This is a genomic window from Phaeocystidibacter marisrubri, assembly GCF_008933165.1.
GTDB classification, from domain to species: Bacteria; Bacteroidota; Bacteroidia; order Flavobacteriales; family Schleiferiaceae; genus Phaeocystidibacter; species Phaeocystidibacter marisrubri.
In genome coordinates this window covers 655,096-667,762 of sequence record NZ_WBVQ01000001.1, presented here as the reverse complement: position 1 = coordinate 667,762, position 12,667 = coordinate 655,096, and the positions used below count along the sequence as shown (strand labels likewise).

General features: G+C 44.1%; 13 protein-coding genes. 8 read left to right on the top strand and 5 right to left on the bottom strand.

From position 1 onward, the window contains the following. Positions 1–25: 25 nt before the first annotated feature. Together F8C82_RS02995 and F8C82_RS02990 are read right to left on the bottom strand one after the other, a co-directional pair. On the bottom strand, positions 26–481 hold the full coding sequence (locus F8C82_RS02995) for a hypothetical protein (RefSeq protein WP_151691948.1): 456 nt from the start codon (positions 479–481) through the stop codon (positions 26–28). 45 nt (positions 482–526) lie between these two features. Next, positions 527–1,162 carry a hypothetical protein gene (locus tag F8C82_RS02990; RefSeq protein ID WP_151691947.1) on the bottom strand — a complete coding sequence of 212 codons (636 nt, stop codon included), beginning with the start codon at positions 1,160–1,162 and terminating at the stop codon, positions 527–529. A 41-nt stretch (positions 1,163–1,203) separates the two neighbouring features. On the opposite strand from F8C82_RS02990, the gene F8C82_RS02985 reads away from it, so the two are divergent. Next, positions 1,204–1,947, top strand: a complete 744-nt coding sequence (locus F8C82_RS02985) for a hypothetical protein (protein WP_151691946.1) — start codon at positions 1,204–1,206, stop codon at positions 1,945–1,947. 262 nt (positions 1,948–2,209) lie between these two features. Here F8C82_RS02985 and lpdA read toward each other — a convergent pair whose 3' ends face one another. Beyond that, a complete protein-coding gene (gene lpdA / locus F8C82_RS02980; RefSeq protein WP_151691945.1) occupies positions 2,210–3,598 on the bottom strand; it encodes a dihydrolipoyl dehydrogenase in 1,389 nt (462 codons plus the stop codon). A gap of 128 nt (positions 3,599–3,726) precedes the next feature. On the opposite strand from lpdA, the gene F8C82_RS02975 reads away from it, so the two are divergent. After that, positions 3,727–4,227, top strand: coding sequence for a hypothetical protein (locus tag F8C82_RS02975; protein ID WP_151691944.1), 501 nt, complete (start codon positions 3,727–3,729; stop codon positions 4,225–4,227). Here F8C82_RS02975 and F8C82_RS02970 read toward each other — a convergent pair. Further along, on the bottom strand, positions 4,221–4,601 hold the full coding sequence (locus F8C82_RS02970; RefSeq protein WP_151691943.1) for a RidA family protein: 381 nt from the start codon (positions 4,599–4,601) through the stop codon (positions 4,221–4,223). The two genes, F8C82_RS02975 and F8C82_RS02970, sit on opposite strands and share 7 nt — an antisense overlap. Positions 4,602–4,642: 41 nt before the next feature. Here F8C82_RS02970 and F8C82_RS02965 point away from each other — a divergent pair, with 41 nt between their 5' ends. After that, positions 4,643–5,239, top strand: coding sequence for an anthranilate synthase component II (locus F8C82_RS02965; RefSeq protein ID WP_151691942.1), 597 nt, complete (start codon positions 4,643–4,645; stop codon positions 5,237–5,239). Here the strand turns inward: F8C82_RS02965 and F8C82_RS02960 are convergent. After that, on the bottom strand, positions 5,202–7,784 hold the full coding sequence (locus tag F8C82_RS02960) for a putative LPS assembly protein LptD (RefSeq protein ID WP_151691941.1): 2,583 nt from the start codon (positions 7,782–7,784) through the stop codon (positions 5,202–5,204). The genes F8C82_RS02965 and F8C82_RS02960 overlap by 38 nt on opposite strands. A 64-nt stretch (positions 7,785–7,848) precedes the next feature. On the opposite strand from F8C82_RS02960, the gene F8C82_RS14940 reads away from it, so the two are divergent. From F8C82_RS14940 to F8C82_RS02935, 5 genes are all read left to right on the top strand, one after another. After that, positions 7,849–9,021: an N-acetylmuramoyl-L-alanine amidase family protein gene (locus tag F8C82_RS14940; protein ID WP_308419980.1), complete on the top strand. Its 1,173-nt coding sequence runs from the start codon at positions 7,849–7,851 to the stop codon at positions 9,019–9,021. Positions 9,022–9,083: 62 nt separating this feature from the next. Next, the gene (locus F8C82_RS02950) at positions 9,084–10,100 is read left to right on the top strand and encodes an MlaD family protein (RefSeq protein ID WP_170266132.1); all 1,017 of its coding nucleotides are present in this window, start codon (positions 9,084–9,086) and stop codon (positions 10,098–10,100) included. A 4-nt stretch (positions 10,101–10,104) separates the two neighbouring features. Then, complete coding sequence (locus F8C82_RS02945; protein ID WP_151691938.1) at positions 10,105–11,421, top strand: 4Fe-4S dicluster domain-containing protein; 1,317 nt, start codon at positions 10,105–10,107, stop codon at positions 11,419–11,421. Continuing rightward, positions 11,421–11,858: an LNS2 domain-containing protein gene (locus F8C82_RS02940; protein WP_151691937.1), complete on the top strand. Its 438-nt coding sequence runs from the start codon at positions 11,421–11,423 to the stop codon at positions 11,856–11,858. The genes F8C82_RS02945 and F8C82_RS02940 overlap by 1 nt, the downstream gene beginning before the upstream one ends. A 21-nt stretch (positions 11,859–11,879) precedes the next feature. Then, a complete protein-coding gene (locus F8C82_RS02935) occupies positions 11,880–12,665 on the top strand; it encodes a (Fe-S)-binding protein (protein WP_151691936.1) in 786 nt (261 codons plus the stop codon). Positions 12,666–12,667: the final 2 nt, after the last annotated feature.

Here is a 12,667-nt window from a genome sequence, read left to right as displayed (position 1 = left end):
ACCCATAATTTCCGTTGGTCTTCTGTCATCTTTCTATAAGTCCGAATTGTGCGAAATGATGGCGAGTGTGTTTGCGCATCAGGATGAGAATATCCTTCGCATTCATCTTCCCAAAATCAGGATGATAAGCCACATAATTTGGCTGATCGATCGCTTTGAGAAAAGAAGGTATCTCATTTAATAAACGTTCAGAAGCTTCCTTAAGGTTTGCTGAAGGTTCTACGGGGGCCTTAACAAAGCCTTCCGGAAGAGGGACATTTCGAGGCAAGGGCTTTTCACTGTGCAGGAAATGCTTGGCCGCCTCCAATTTATCTTCTGGGGCACGAACTGCCCAATGGGTTTTATTCTGGCTCAACACAAACGCGTTGTAGACGTGATCCACCATTTGGAGCGCATTCATACTTCCCCAGAGGGGCTCTCTATCCTCGTTCAACTTGCGCAACAACGCCGGAACTTCTTCCATCAAGAATTCATCAGTCATATGTTGAAGATACGACCTTTGGTTTGTTCTCACCAAGATCTCACATCAACAAAAAAGCCATCCTATAGAAAATCGGATGGAAGGAAGAGGCCCCGTGTGTGAATAGGCAGTTCGACGACGAGTTTTACCCAGCGTATGGTTCCAGTCATAGCCTATGGATAGGGGAATTAAATGCTCATTCCAATGGCACACATAGAACAATCCGACACTGCCTCCTCCTGTAAAACCGGCATTATTCCAATAGGTATAATCTCGCGGATTGGGCTGAATCAATGCTCCGTGAAGTCGGCTTGCCCCCAATCCAACATGTGCATTTATTTCATATCCAAAACGATCTCCATAAATCAGAGATCTATAACCTAGTCCCAATTGAACTTCCCAAAATTGAACCTTATGATTGTACATGATCGTACGTCCTGCATTCTCAAAGTCGTAAACCACATTCGAGTCTAAGTTGGAGGTATTCACCACATGAATTCCGCCCAACAAATACAATGCGCTGCGTTCCCACTGAACGCCGTAATGCATAAACTCAACGCCGAAGCCTGGCCGGGCTTCACCAGAAACAGCAAAAGGAACATTCAAACTGATCCTCACTTGTTGAAAAGCGCGAGCTGTATCCCTTTGAGCGGTTGTTGAAAGTGAAAAAAGTAAGACAAAAAAAGAGAGTAGATACCGCATGTTGCGAAGTTCGCTATCTTGAAAACAATACACGTTCCGAAATGAAGAAATTGATGACCATCGCCATCATACTCACCAGTCTGACGGCATATTCCGAATATAATGATTACTACACTAAAGTTGATATCGTAACGCAAGATGAACAGGGTACATTAAGTGAATACCAAGTATATCACTACGGATTTGACCGTCCCAATTCTTCATTTAGTCTCCAAAAATGGATAGAGCTATTCGCGTACAACCGTGAATCTGACAGTGTGGCCATCTTCTTTTACAACCTCGTGGTATACTCCCCAAAAATGATAAGCTCTGGTTATTCATTTGGTGATCATTACGCACTCAGCGATACGGTTCGCATTCAGATTAATCAGATTATCACAGTGAACTTAATTGAGAGTTATCAAGGTTCTACGTTGGATGGTATATTCAGTACTCTCAGTCCGGATGATGCGGAATGGATGACCTCAGCTGTAATTGACACGGCGTTCTTCACTGTACCTTTCAACATGTGTGGGCGTGAAGACTGCATTGATATCCTATATCCTACTTTCTACCTACTCATTCATGAGCACTCAGAGCGCACAGAGGAAGTCATTGCCACCTTGAGAAGCATGGCAGCCTTACACGCAAAAAGAGAGAATCAACTCAAAAACTTGTACGAATACAAAAGCAAGTCGTCACCCGAATATATAGAGTTTATAAATGCTTACTACCCCATGGTGGAGGCATTCTTGAGAATGCTGGACACTGAAAAAGTCGTCATTCTGTACGACTCTGGATGGTAGGGAGTTCCTCCGCCCACCCGGTCTCAAGTTAAGGATTACGAAGAAAAGTAAAGCAAATCTCAAGGCAGAAAATCCTCGCTTAAACAGTTCAAAACTAGTTGATTGTAAACGTTTATCATACGACTAATAGTTGACTGTTTTGTACCTTAATTCGGGGAGGAGGCTTGGTGGCCCCTGATCTGGGGGCAGTAATAATCAGAGAAATGTGCATAAAAAAAGCCGACTCAATGCGAGTCGGCTTTCATCTATTTATCCGTACTTCTTACAAGTGAATCACTTCATCGTAAGCAGCAGCAGTAGCTTCCATTACAGCTTCCGACATTGTCGGGTGTGGATGAACAGCTTTCAAAATTTCATGACCTGTAGTTTCGAGCTTACGCGCAACCACAATCTCAGCGATCATTTCAGTTACGTTTGCGCCGATCATATGGGCACCTAGAAGTTCACCGTATTTTGCATCGTAGATCATTTTTACGAATCCACCTTTAGCACCAGCGGCAGAAGCCTTACCTGACGCACTGAATGGGAACTTACCTACTTTAACTTCGTAACCGGCTTCTTTGGCTGCTGATTCGGTGTAACCTACAGAGCTAATCTCTGGAGAACAATAAGTACATCCAGGGATATTACCATAATCCAATGGCTCAGGAGAATGACCTGCGATCTTCTCTACACAAATAATTCCTTCAGCGGAAGCAACGTGAGCAAGCGCCTGACCAGGAACTACGTCACCGATCGCATAGAAACCATCTACGTTAGTACGGTAGAATTCGTCAACAACGATTTTTCCTTTCTCTGTTTTGATTCCAGTTTTCTCGAGTCCAATGTTCTCGATATTTGCTGTAACACCAACTGCAGAAAGAACCACGTCGCATTCAATCTTCTGCTCGCCTTTCTTGTCCTTGTAAGTTACCACACAACCTTCACCAGAGGTATCCACATGGGTTACTTCTGCTCCGGTTTTGATATCCATACCTGCTTTCTTGAAGGTACGTTCGAGTTCTTTTGATACCTCCTCGTCCTCAACAGGAACAATACGCGGCATATATTCAACGATGGTCACTTTCGTTCCCAATGCGCTGTATACATAGGCGAACTCAACGCCAATCGCACCAGAACCAACAATCACCATGCTCTTAGGCTGATTAGCCAAGGTCATAGCCTCGCGGTAGCCAATGATTTTCTTCCCGTCTTGTGGAAGGTTTGGAAGCTCACGTGAACGACCACCTGTAGCAATTACAATGCTCTTGGCTGCGTAGGTTTTCTTACCACCCTTTTCATCCGTAACTTCAATTTTCTTGCCCGGCATCACAACACCGGTTCCCTTGATTACCTCGATTTTATTCTTCTTCATCAAGAATTGAATACCGTTGCTCATTCCGTTGGCAACGTCGCGGCTGCGAGCCACTACTTTCGAGAAATCGTGAGAAGCATCTTTTACAGATAGACCGTAGTCTTCTGCGTGATTCATGTATTCGAATACTTGAGCGCTTTTGATCAATGCCTTTGTAGGGATACAACCCCAGTTAAGACAGACACCACCCAAGTTCTCCTTTTCAACGATAGCTGTTTTAAGCCCTAGTTGAGCTGCGCGAATTGCGGCTACATAACCGCCGGGACCACTACCGAGAACGATCAAATCAAAATCCATGGGAGTACATTTTTATATCGGTATGCGAAGGTAAGTCTTATTGTCTGAATATCCTTCCACAAGCACATTCGCGTTTCATGAGATTTGAATCTATATTCGACGTCCGTAAAAATTTCATTCTATCTCTCATGATTGACACATTAGACGACGACGTACACAATGAAGGTTCCAATGACTTTTTGTTGAATTCTTCGCTTACTAAAACGATTACCACCTATTCTAAATGGGGTAAGTTCATCTCCATCACATCCTATATTCTGTTGGGACTACTATTGCTTGTAGGACTGTACCTTATCATGAGTGGGATATCCGCATCTACCTACTCCGATCATCGAAATGCATATGGCACTTTCTTAAACCGCTCCAGTGGTGGATCAATAGTTTTGGTTGGTTTTATCTATGTGGTAATCTCAGTTGTTGCCATATACCCCATCTTCAGATTTCACCAATCTTGTACTTCTGGTGCAAGAGCGATTCGTTCAGCATCTGTGGCAGAGGGAATTTACGCATTGGAAAAACTAACCCAAGCCGTTAAATTCTACGGAATTCTTCTCATTATCTATTTGGCCTTCATCATTGTCACTTTCTTCATTGCAATGCTCACTGCCATGGCCGCAACGAACTATTGAACAGCGATACAGCTGATTTCAACATTCACATTTTTTGGTAAACACGAAACCTGTACGGTCTCTCGTGCAGGTGCTTCGTGTCCATCAAAATACTTGGAGTACACGTCATTGATCTGAGAAAACTGGCCCATGTCAGAAATGAAAATGCTGCATTTAACTACATCAGACAATTGAAACCCTCCGGCCTTCAATACGGCTTTCAAATTCTCCAAAACTCGAGTGGTTTCAATCTGAATATCACCCATTTCTAATTCTCCCGTTGCTGGATTGATGGCAATTTGCCCGGATACATAAATAGTGTTCCCGCTCTTAATCGCTTGATTATATGGACCAATAGGGGCTGGTGCTTCATCAGTTGTAATGACTTCTTTCATTTCTTGAGAGTTTTGACCAAACTTAGGTAATTTCGCTCTCCATGAAGATGCTCCTCATTGATAATTACGACAGTTTCACATTCAACTTGGTCCACGACCTAGAACGCGTTTCCACCGAAGTGTCGGTACAGGTACTTCGCAATGATGCATTAGAAGGAGTTGATTTCACAATGTTCGATAGAATTGTGCTCTCCCCGGGGCCTGGACTCCCTTCTGAATCTGGAGCATTGATGTCTGCATTGGAAGAGATTCGAAATCTAAAAATTCCAGTTCTAGGTATTTGTCTCGGACTTCAAGCCATGGTCGAAATCACGGGTGGCCGACTCTACAACCTCAAGTCCGTTCGCCACGGAGTTCCATTCACCGTTGAACTGTCCGATAGCAACCTGTTTGCCGAAATCCCTCATAAAACGGAAGTCGGATTGTATCACAGTTGGGCTGCAGTAGAATCTGAGCTACCTGCGGATTGGAAGGTCTTAGGACGATCCGAAGAAGGGGTAATCATGGCGATTCAACACACCACATTGCCTTGGGTGGCATTCCAGTTTCACCCAGAGAGTATCTTGACTAAATTCGGAAGAGTATTTCTTTCTAACTGGGTTACAACTGCCCCTGTCTGCGATTCTGCTCGTACTTAATATCCCGGAACATCGCAGCTTTTGCTTGGATCGCAAAGGTGTAACTTCTGAGTGTGCCGAACGGTACCCAACGTACGCTCAATTCCCAACAGTGCAAATCTCGTTTTAGATCGATGGTTGTATAGCTCAATCCTCCATTCTCAATATCATACCCCGAGCTAAAGCCGAGTCGCCAATTCGGAGTAGGCTCTATTGATCCAGAAAATTGCAAGGTTTGCGTCACATTGGTTTTTAGTCGATTAACTCGAGTTTGATAGGAATAAGAGAAGTTCAACGTCCACAGTGCACTTACATTCATGTAATCGTAAATCATGTAGTAGTTGGGGTCGTTTTGCATCAACCCAAGAGGACCCGTCGCTCTCTTATTCTCCCCTTTTTCTCCACCGCTCAATCGCAAATCAAACGAAAGGGTGTTCTGCGTGTTTCGGAGTAGTTTTCCATTCTGATCCAATGCAGAAACATCCACTCTGTTCCCAGCTGTATCAATCCCATAGAAATCAAAAACCCCTTGGTAATTGAATCCCAATTTACCGTCAAAGAAGGTGTTATTGGTATTGATATTCAAAGGCTGCATCTTAAAGCGATCCGCTTGAAAATTATAAGCCGTTGAAATATTTAATCGTTCGAGTAAGGCGAATTTTTTCTCTCCTATGGAATCGTTTCTAGATCTCCACTTACCATTGAAGTTATTCAAGAGGTTGAAGTTGATCTGACCACCACCTTGTCCTGGTGTAGGCGCATACAATAGGCCTTGATAAACAAATCGATCTTCCGTATTACCCGCCGAATCAATTTGAACAGTTTGATAGTAGTTCCAGAAATCACTTGTGAAATCTGGTGTGTAACTAATTCCAATGGTCGGTGTAATGATGTGTTGAAGACCGCTAAATCTCCCCTTGAAATTAAAGATACCATAAAGCTTCGTGGTGAAGTTGGCATTGGCACTTACGCGTTGCAAGAGGTTGAAACCATCAATGGTATCGGTCACTACCGACTGACTCACATCATCGTAAGCGTAGGAATATCTCTTGGGTAAGAGTGAAGCGGAATAATTTACAGTCGGAGTTAAAGTGGCGAACTTAAATATCTTGGTATTCCAAGTCATACCTACAACATTCTGGGCGCCATATCTCAATCGATTCTGCTGAGTGAGTCTGCTTATATCACTATATGCCGCTATGCTATCTCGAATTTCTGTTTTCGCATTGAGATTGTACACCAAACCGATGTTCTCGTACCACTTCTTCGCTCCTATTCCATCTCCTTCAAAAGGTTGGATACGGTTCATAGCAAATGCTATTTCAGGCAAATCCATAGTAAAGATTTGTGTACCGTTATTCTGTTGATGACGAAGTGCCATGTTTAAAGTAAACGGCGTCCCTTGCCAAGTCTTAGCGAGGTTGATAGAACTCTGAAAACTGTTCTGAAGGATGTCTTCAGGATTGGTAGAGTTGTTTCTATAGTATGAACTCGTCGCAAAATTCACATTCGCATTTAATCGCAAATCTGGACGAGCCTTAGGATCTTGCTTGTGGGTCCAACGAATATTGAAGTCCCTTTGCTCGCCATAGTTACCAGCTTCAGAGTAGCGTGGATCCCCCGTTCTCAATCTAGAGAAACCCGCTGAAATATTACCGCTGTACGCATATTTCACGCGATAATTCGACCCCAAATTCAAGGCATACGTGCCCTTGGTATAGATATCACCAGTAAAAATGAGATCCACATAATCGTTCACGGCCCAATAGTACCCACCTCCCAACAAACCGAATCCTCTATCAATTTGATCCGTATAAGAGGGAATAATGATACCGCTTGCTCTTCGCTCTTGCATAGGGAAAAACCCAAAGGGCACAAAGAGCGGTGTGGTTACATCCGCCACACGTAAAAAGGCCGGTCCAGTTACCACTTTCTCACCTGCCACTACTTTAGCCTTCCTAGCTACTATATCAAAGTGAGGATGCTCGAGATTACAGGTAGTAAAACTCACGTCTTCAATAAAGAATGTGCTCTGATCAACCATCTTTACTCGTGAGCCGTGTATATACCCCTCCCCTTCTTGGGTGGTAATAGTTTGTATTCTTGCCCGTCGAGTATTGAAGTTGTATCGAATGGTATCCGAAGCGTACTGCTTTCCCTTTTCGGTGAAAATCGGTTTCTGCTGGATGATTCCAGAACTGTCTCGTATTCCCGAAGCCGTAACCACGCCCGTTTCAAAATTGATGGCAATGAATCCCGCTTCCAAGGTGATGTCGCCGTAATCTACATGCGCCTTATTGAAAAGATAAGCAGTTCCACCGTGCACGTCGTATGAGATGGAATCTTCCGCATTGTAATTAACTTTATCGCGAAGGGCATCACTGCCTCCCTTAGGCATGGTATCTGTTAATGCTACGGTAGAATCAATGAGTGTATCACCCGGCACTTCCAGTGAATCGGATAGATATACGCCTGTTGTGTCTCCAGAATTGTGGACTTGAGCCGACAATTGGAAGCCAACAAGTAGCGTTAATAACTTAGGTATGAGGGCTAGTACGCGCCGCAACGGAAATTTTACTTTTGTAATACCCGAAAAAATCGGGTCAAAACTACTTAAAAAACACGCGAACGTGTCGAAACAAGTGCACGGTATTTACACACGTCCAACGAAACGATGGATACTTCTCGTATTCTTCGGTCTCATTTTGCCGAACATCGCAATGATTGTGCCTCGGCAAACTGACAATGGAAAAATAGATGTAGTAGTGATAGATGCTGGTCATGGTGGTCATGATCCAGGCAACTTAGGTACGGGACGATACTCTAAAAAAGAAAAGGATGTTGCCTTGGCTACTGCTCTTCTCTTGGGAAAATATATTTCTGAAAACATCGAAGGAGTGAAAGTAATTTACACTCGAACAGACGATCGTTTCTTGGAATTGTATGAACGTACGGCCATTGCCAACCGTGAACATGCCGATCTCTTTATCAGTATCCACTGTAATTCTGGTCCTCGAAGTGCCTACGGAGCAGAAACGTTCGTGATGGGACTAGCCCGAGAAGATGCCAACCTCGAAGTATCTAAAAGAGAGAACTCGGTAATCTTCTTGGAAGACAACTACGAACAGAATTACGAGGGTTTCGACCCGAATTCTCCCGTATCCAACATGGCCAACACCATCGCGCAGCGCGCCTATCTAGATCAGAGTATAGAATATGCCACGCTCGTTCAGAATCAATTTAAAGGTCGAGTTCAACGAAGAGACCGAGGAGTGAAACAAAGTGTGCTTTACGTGTTGGACTACACTTTCATGCCAAGTGTTCTAGTGGAATTGGGCTTCCTTACCAATAGAAGTGAAGAAGATTTCTTGATCACAACCAATGGTCAAGAGCTTATGGCCTCCGCTATGTTCCGTGCATTCCGCGATTATAAGAATCACCGCGACGCCGTTTCTGATGGCATCAAAGTTGACCAACCTCAACAAACCATCGAAGAAGTGATTGCGGTTGATCAATCAACCATCGAAGAACCAGAGCCTTCTGTTCCTTCTTTCACTGTTCAAATTGCCGTTTCTTCCTCCCTGAAGGAACTCGTGCCCCAGAATTTTAGAGGACTAGATGGTGTATCCTACTATAAGGAAGGAAGACTCTACAAATACACTTACGGTGAATACAGTTCTTTAAAGGATGCCGAAGTGGCTAAAAACGAAGCTCGTGAAGCGGGTTTTGAAGACGCCTACATCATCGCATTTCTCGGAGAAGAGAAGATTTCAGTTAGCGAGGCTGAACGTCTGCTCCAATAGTCGTATTATTGTGGTGTAAACCCAGTATTTGCAGTACTTTGAAGGTAAATAAGAAGATTAAGGTGGGCGTATTATTCGTCCTGAGCGCGGTAGTCCTCTATTGGGGCGTGAATTTCCTCAAAGGGAGCGATGTATTTACATCGCATACCGTACTCTATGGTGTATATGACAATACACAAGGTCTAAATCCTGGTAGACCCGTTACGATCAATGGAAATAATGTGGGAATCGTCAATAGCATTGATTTCACCCCTGATTATTCGGGAACACTATTGGTGACCTTCCAGATCACGACAGATTATCCCATTCCCAATAACGCCAAAGCCACTATTGTCAGCGATGTTTTAGGGAACAAAACCGTTGAACTCAACATCAATGGCCTAGATTATTTAGGTGATGCTGCTGTGTCTGGTGATACACTTCCAACTTTCATTCAACCGGGATTAACCGAAGCCGTGAATGAGCAATTAGCTCCTCTCAAAGCGAAAACAGAGAAACTACTAGGTTCATTAGATACTGCCCTCGCTGTATTCCAAGGGTTCCTCACGAAAGAAACTCAGAGCGATTTCCGCAACTCTTTCGCGAACCTGAACGAGAGTTTTGAAAACTTGAGAAGCATCACTCATGAAGCTAATGTGTACCTCGTCAGTAGTCGACCAAAGTTGCAGAACATCACGTCAAACCTCGACAATCTTACCTCTACACTGAATGCTAATAGAGGCCGACTAGATACCATCTTTAGTAACCTCGCTTCTCTCTCGGATACGTTGGCAAAAGCGAGAATTGCTGAAACCATGTCTCAGTTGGCCGTAGCCAGCAAGCAGGCCAATGAAATCTTGCTGAAAGTTAACAACGGCGAAGGGACCTTGGGTCAGTTACTCAATGACCCTGAGCTCTACCACAACCTGACGAGTGCAACAGCCGCACTGGATCGCCTACTTCTCGATTTGAGATACAATCCGAATCGTTACGTAGAATTTAGCATCTTTGGATCTAGCCCTCGATATTCTCAAGAAGAAATCGACCAATTGGAAGAGCAACGACTTAAGGAAAGAGAAGCCGCTACTCAAGAAAACTAACCGCATGCAGTACGTTGATAATATTGTTTTTGCCCTCGTATTAATCGGAGCAGGATATTGGTTCGCCAAGCAGGTTGGAACCATTCGAAGAAATATCAACCTAGGAAAGGACATCGACAGAACCGATCGCAAATCTGAGCGTTGGTCTACCATGCTCCGGGTGGCCTTTGGGCAGAGTAAAATGCAAGCTCGCCCTATTCCCGGAATCCTTCACTTCATTGTTTACGCTGGCTTTCTTCTTATCAATATTGAAGTCCTTGAAATTCTCATTGATGGATTGCTAGGTACTCACCGTATTTTCCACGAGTTCTTGGGTTCTTTCTATGATGTAGTGATTGGATTCTTTGAAATCCTTGCGGTGCTTGTCATTGTAGCTTGCGTGATATTCTTGATTCGCAGAAACGTAACGAAAGTAAAGCGTTTCCATAGTCCAGAAATGAAAGGCTGGGCCTTTAGAGATGCCAACAACATACTCGTTATTGAGATTGTGTTGATGACGGCTTTGCTCACCATGAACGCAGCAGAAGCCAACTTTGCCATAGAAGGTGCTGGACCTTTTGCCGTTTCACAGTATTTGGCTCCACTTTTCGATGGATTCACCCAGTCTACGTTGCACTTTGTAGAGCGATTCGCATGGTGGTTCCACATTTTAGGAATTCTCGCATTCTTAAATTACCTCCCTGTTTCAAAGCACTTCCACATCATTTTGGCCTTTCCAAACACATGGTTCTCCAACCTAGATGCGAAAGGAAGGTTCCCAAATATGGCTTCTGTTACGAAGGAGGTTCAAATGATGATGGATCCAAATGCCGATCCATTTGCAGCACCAGCTGAAGGTGATGCCAACGCAGAACCTGAACGCTTTGGAGCGAAAGACGTAACCGATTTGAATTGGGTTAACTTGATGAACGCCTACTCTTGCACAGAGTGTGGCCGTTGTACATCTGAATGCCCTGCTAATATCACCGGTAAAAAATTATCTCCTCGTAAAATCATGATGGACACCCGCGACCGCTTAACCGAGGTTGGTGCCATCATTGATGCGAACAATGGTACCTTCCAAGACGATGGAAAGAGCTTGTTGGGCGATTACATCACGCGCGAGGAGCTTTGGGCATGTACCAGCTGTAACGCCTGTACTCAGGCTTGTCCAGTGAACATCGACCCATTGAGCATTATTGTGCAGATGAGAAACTTCCTCGTTATGGAAGAATCCGCTGCTCCCCAAGAGTTGAACATCATGATGTCGAATGTTGAAAACAATGGCGCACCTTGGCAATACGGCCAAGCCGACCGACTCAACTGGAAAGACGAAGCTTGATGAACGAAAAAAAAGACCTCAAATTAGAGGAAAAGATTGTTGACGGACAGCATGTAAGTCCACTGCTCCCGGAAGACGTCAAGAATTATCTCATCGATATTGATGGCACAATTTGCGACGATATTCCCAACGAGGAACCCGAGCGAATGGCTACTGCTAAATTGTACCCGGATGCACTCGAAACTTTGAACAAATGGTACAATGAAGGTCATATTATCACCTTCTTCACTTCACGAGTGGAAGAACATAGAGAAGTGACCGAGACTTGGCTGAATAAGCACGGATTTAAGTACCATGGCCTACTCATGGGGAAACCTAGAGGAGGTAATTACCATTGGATTGACAATCACTTGGTGAGAGCAACGCGCTACAAAGGAACGTTCTCTGATTTGGTGGATAAAACCATGACAATCCAAGTTTTTAAAGACGAAGAATAAGACTCTAAAGTCCAGATCGATATGAGCGATGCGTTGAAAGTACCTACGATGGCAGAAATGATGGCTTCAGGAGAAAAGCCTGAAGTACTCTTCTGGGTAGGATGTGCAGGAAGTTTTGATGATAGAGCAAAGAAAATCACTCGTGCTTTTGTTCAGCTACTGAACAAAGCTGGTGTCTCTTTCGCCGTTCTGGGAACAGAAGAATCGTGTACTGGCGACCCTGCCAAACGGGCCGGAAATGAATTCCTATTCCAAATGCAGGCAATGATGAACATTCAAGTCCTCAACGGATACGAAGTTCAAAACATCGTTACCACTTGTCCGCATTGTTTCAATACGCTCAAAAATGAATATCCAGAATTGGGAGGGAAATACGATGTTATGCATCATACCCAATTCTTGAAAAAGCTTCTCAATGATGGTCGCCTGAAAGTTCAAGGCGGATCCTACAAAGGAAAGCGTATCACCTTCCACGATCCTTGTTATTTAGGTCGTGCGAATAATGAATACGAAGCACCTCGAGAAGTTCTAGCCCAACTAGAAGCCGATCTCTCTGAAATGAAGTCTTGCAAACAACGCGGACTTTGTTGTGGCGCCGGTGGAGCTCAGATGTTTAAAGAACCTGAAAAGGGCAACAAAGACATCAATATTGAACGCACCGAGCAAGCTCTCGAAACTCAACCAGAAATTATCGCCACAGGTTGTCCTTTTTGCAACACTATGATGACGGATGGTGTTAAGATTAAAGAGCAAGCCAATGTGAAAGTGTACGACGTGGCCGAATTGCTCGCTCAAGCCGAAGGCTAATC

Bases quoted from the DNA above. Each gene is read 5' to 3' on its own strand.
- F8C82_RS02995 (WP_151691948.1), bottom strand. From the start codon at position 481: ATGACTGATGAATTCTTGATGGAAGAAGTTCCGGCGTTGTTGCGCAAG.
- F8C82_RS02990 (WP_151691947.1), bottom strand. From the start codon at position 1,162: ATGCGGTATCTACTCTCTTTTTTTGTCTTACTTTTTTCACTTTCAACA.
- F8C82_RS02985 (WP_151691946.1), top strand. From the start codon at position 1,204: ATGAAGAAATTGATGACCATCGCCATCATACTCACCAGTCTGACGGCA.
- lpdA (WP_151691945.1), bottom strand. From the start codon at position 3,598: ATGGATTTTGATTTGATCGTTCTCGGTAGTGGTCCCGGCGGTTATGTA.
- F8C82_RS02975 (WP_151691944.1), top strand. From the start codon at position 3,727: ATGATTGACACATTAGACGACGACGTACACAATGAAGGTTCCAATGAC.
- F8C82_RS02970 (WP_151691943.1), bottom strand. From the start codon at position 4,601: ATGAAAGAAGTCATTACAACTGATGAAGCACCAGCCCCTATTGGTCCA.
- F8C82_RS02965 (WP_151691942.1), top strand. From the start codon at position 4,643: ATGAAGATGCTCCTCATTGATAATTACGACAGTTTCACATTCAACTTG.
- F8C82_RS02945 (WP_151691938.1), top strand. From the start codon at position 10,105: ATGCAGTACGTTGATAATATTGTTTTTGCCCTCGTATTAATCGGAGCA.
- F8C82_RS02940 (WP_151691937.1), top strand. From the start codon at position 11,421: ATGAACGAAAAAAAAGACCTCAAATTAGAGGAAAAGATTGTTGACGGA.
- F8C82_RS02935 (WP_151691936.1), top strand. From the start codon at position 11,880: ATGAGCGATGCGTTGAAAGTACCTACGATGGCAGAAATGATGGCTTCA.